This is a genomic window from uncultured Lactobacillus sp., assembly GCF_945290125.1.
In the GTDB taxonomy this organism is placed as follows: domain Bacteria; phylum Bacillota; class Bacilli; order Lactobacillales; family Lactobacillaceae; genus Lactobacillus; species Lactobacillus rizhaonensis.
The window spans coordinates 1-2,779 of the sequence record NZ_CALYQV010000113.1 but is presented as its reverse complement, the minus strand read 5'-3'; the positions used below and the strand labels follow the sequence as shown (position 1 = coordinate 2,779).

Sequence of the window (2,779 nt, the reverse complement as noted above, 5' to 3'; positions counted from 1 at the left end):
TGATAGTTTGATCAACAATACCTAATTGATCTTGAAGTTCTTTTAATGCTTCTTTTTTTAACGCTTTATGGATTCGGTATTTTTTCTTTTACAACAACAGGATTCATTTCAACTTTAATACTTTACTTTGCAAGTCTTCAGATTTGAGCTTATTAAGCTTTCTAGTAACTTTTCCTATTTGCTGCTCCAGAGTTGCATTTTGCAAATTTTGATTCAGCCGCGCTGTATTAAGATCCTGTTCTTTAATTTTTACTAATTTCTTTTAGTCGTCAATAGTAGGATCCATATCATATGAATTAACACAGTTCAAACAAAGTGGTATCTTATTTTCGTCCGCACCCTTATCCGTGGGTGCTTCTTTTATTCCATTAAATTTATCTCTAATCTCTTTTTCATTATTTAATGGATAGATAAACACAGTCCTATATTGTGGTAACTTTTTACCATATTTGTTTATTATTAATTGCTTAGACACTTATTTCCTACTTCTTGAAGAAAAATAATATCTGTGTCCTGTACAAAAGCGTTTTCTTCAATATCTTCAGGTTTAACATCATTTTTTCTTTGTTGATCTAAATTCAAAAACTTTTGAAAGAACCTTTCCAGCAATATAGAAACAATCATCATCAGTTGCATCAAAATGAAATTTTCTAAATTGATTACGAACCTCTTCGTATTGCTGACTTGTAGCTATTTTCTCAAAGTGACTATTGAATTTATCGATATCCCTCAAATCATAAATGGCCTTTGCAATTTTAGGATTCATATTTCGAGGAGGTTTTCTGTTATTACTTATCCATGTGTAGATTGTAGAAATATTTTGAACCGGATTGAATTCATTATTTTCCGCTAAAGAATGCTCGTTAGCATTTGATGGCAAGCAAATGAAGCTATCTATCAACTTAATGAAATATTCTGGTGTTGTATCATCACCGCCGAACTCTTTATAAATATTTGGAAAAATTGATTTAGATTCATCTTTAGCTCCTCCAACGTTTTCTACAGTTTTCTGCATTTTATGTCAAATGAGTTCAAAATAGATGCCTACAAATAGTCTAAATTAAAAACCGTAAGCTGCATTAAATCCATATCATTAGCAATAATTGATTTTCCTATGCAGTTTAATTTTAAATAAGATATTCGCATTTATCAATATTATTATGGCAAATGCGAATATCACAGCATGTGTTGACCGATCAACAACTTTTACTATCATGCACCTAATTTAATAGTGTTCTGTAACAAGCCACTAGTAAAGCAAGTTGCAGTACCCGAGCGATTTTATCGTTTAGGTCTGTTTCTTATTGCCCTGCTAGTGGCTTATAGCGTGCCTTCGATTCCTTCATTTGAGAGATCCAAGAGGAGGAATTTTTTATGAAAAAATATTACGACGACCGACATCAACTCAATATGGAGATTTCAGATACTGAAGATGGCTTTATGTGCATCAAGTTACACCAGCCAACTGGCATAGAAGATATCAAGGTCACAGAAGCTATAGGTAAAGAAATTATCGAAATCAATCGCAACGAGTACAACGATAATCATCGTGAAACTAGACGTCACGTTTCACTTGAAACCTACGATCCATATGGTGCCCTAGTTAAAGACAATGACGACCTATTCCAAAAAGCAGTTAACAAGGAAGAAACGAATCAACTATACAATGCCCTTCAAAAACTAAAGCCTACCCAGCAGAAATTAATCATTGAAAAGTTCTGGGATGAAATGAAACAGATCGACATTGCCAAAGATGAAGGCGTCAGCAAGATGGCGATTACTAAGCGATTTCAAACAATCTATCGGTGCCTCAAAAAAAATCTTCAGAATTAATAGTTTACTTTTTCGTTTCTTATGGCCTTTAAGTGTAAGTCATTTAGTCCTTACTAAATTTAACAAGAAAGGATAACCAAATGGCTAAGCATTTCACCAAAATGTTTTCATCAGTATGCGTCAAATCACGGTCTGTAAATGATTGCCGCGTTCACTTCTCGGCAAACCACACCACTTCATGGTGATCACACCTGATAAAGATGTTCAACAGCTACAGATTAACGAAGTAAAGGAGGATTCTTATGAGCATAATGAATGACCTTGATTTAAAACTTAAGGAGCTTGAAAACCTGATGGATCAGATTTAAGAAACTGTTCAATCAGTTTGTGAATTACTATCAAATAATAAAGATGAAGCTCCAAGTGCTGATGAGCAATCCCAACGTAACCCGATTGAAAATAAAGCAACTGTTTGCAAGATGCTGGTAAAAAAAGTGCCGAAGGCTACATTGAACAAGTTAAAGAATTGCTTCATAAGTTTGGGGTTGAGAAGTTCTCTGATGTAGATCCTAAAGATTACGAAGGACTTTACTATAGTACGAAGGATTAGGTCAATGAATTTATTAAAACATCATGCTTTACTGTTAGCTTCCAGTGCTAAACGTTGGCTAAGTGCCCCACCACTCCCGCGATTGGAACAATATTTCCCGAACTCTAAACTCTACTTCATGTGCTGCCACTGAAGGGACAGCCGCCCACGCATTAGGAGAGTATAAGACTCATCTCGTTACAGTCCCTGGTGCCAATTCTCTGCTTGCAATGCAGTGTTGTTAGCCCGATATGATTACCATCACAAGCTCACACGCTTTCAACTATGGTCGCCTAACTTGCTAACGGATATTGAGGTCACCGAAGTTCTAGAGCACATTGATGATTTAAACCCCGCGGATAAATTTAAGGAGGAAAAATAATATGTCACAACAAACAAAGGTCGTTACTGGTATTT

Annotated in this window: 4 protein-coding genes; 2 read left to right on the top strand and 2 right to left on the bottom strand. The window is 35.2% G+C overall.

Features of this window, described 5'->3' with window-relative positions:
* Positions 1-262 precede the first annotated feature (262 nt).
* Together Q0K80_RS10275 and Q0K80_RS10270 are read right to left on the bottom strand one after the other, a co-directional pair.
* On the bottom strand, positions 263-475 hold the full coding sequence (locus Q0K80_RS10275; protein WP_294606039.1) for a hypothetical protein: 213 nt from the start codon (positions 473-475) through the stop codon (positions 263-265).
* A gap of 78 nt (positions 476-553) precedes the next feature.
* Complete coding sequence (locus Q0K80_RS10270) at positions 554-1,015, bottom strand: hypothetical protein (protein WP_294606038.1); 462 nt, start codon at positions 1,013-1,015, stop codon at positions 554-556.
* A 395-nt stretch (positions 1,016-1,410) separates the two neighbouring features.
* Between Q0K80_RS10270 and Q0K80_RS10265 the strand changes: the two genes are divergently transcribed.
* Together Q0K80_RS10265 and Q0K80_RS10260 are read left to right on the top strand one after the other, a co-directional pair.
* Positions 1,411-1,833: a sigma-70 family RNA polymerase sigma factor gene (locus Q0K80_RS10265; protein WP_294606037.1), complete on the top strand. Its 423-nt coding sequence runs from the start codon at positions 1,411-1,413 to the stop codon at positions 1,831-1,833.
* A 412-nt stretch (positions 1,834-2,245) separates the two neighbouring features.
* Positions 2,246-2,383: a hypothetical protein gene (locus Q0K80_RS10260; RefSeq protein WP_294606036.1), complete on the top strand. Its 138-nt coding sequence runs from the start codon at positions 2,246-2,248 to the stop codon at positions 2,381-2,383.
* Positions 2,384-2,779 lie beyond the last annotated feature (396 nt).